The following is a 353-nucleotide window of genomic DNA, read 5'->3' on the forward strand; positions in this document are numbered from 1 at the left end:
CTCACGCCCCCAGCCAAAATCCGCGCTCATGGGCGCCAGAAACAGGCCGAAACCGTGCCGCGTGCCCAGCGAAAGCGCAAGGATCAACGCACTGCCCAGCAGAACCCAGCCGCTGGTACGCCAGATCGATGTCATGGTTAAGCTCCCTGCACTTTGTTACATGGTTTTACCTGCGAATCGCGAAGCTACGCGCTGCCGGTAAAAGCTGTCAACAAAGCATTGGCAGGGCTGTCAAAGCAGCGCCAGCGTCAGCAGGACTGCCAGCTCCAACAGTTCGAGCAGCGCCCCGGCGGTGTCGCCCGTGCTACCTCCCAGACGGCGCATCATTATGTGCCTGTCTCTTATACACATCT

At 59.5% G+C, this 353-nt stretch carries 1 protein-coding gene and 1 pseudogene; both read right to left on the reverse strand.

The window, feature by feature from the left end; all coding sequences use genetic code 11:
- Positions 1–135: pseudogene (locus ALO43_RS30425) on the reverse strand (MFS transporter); the annotation flags it as partial.
- A gap of 96 nt (positions 136–231) precedes the next feature.
- Positions 232–353, reverse strand: a 122-nt coding sequence (locus tag ALO43_RS30430; RefSeq protein WP_174518520.1) for an adenosylcobinamide-GDP ribazoletransferase, incomplete at its 5' end; no start/stop codon positions are given.

The sequence above is a fragment of the Pseudomonas tremae genome (assembly GCF_001401155.1).
GTDB lineage: Bacteria > Pseudomonadota > Gammaproteobacteria > Pseudomonadales > Pseudomonadaceae > Aquipseudomonas > Aquipseudomonas tremae.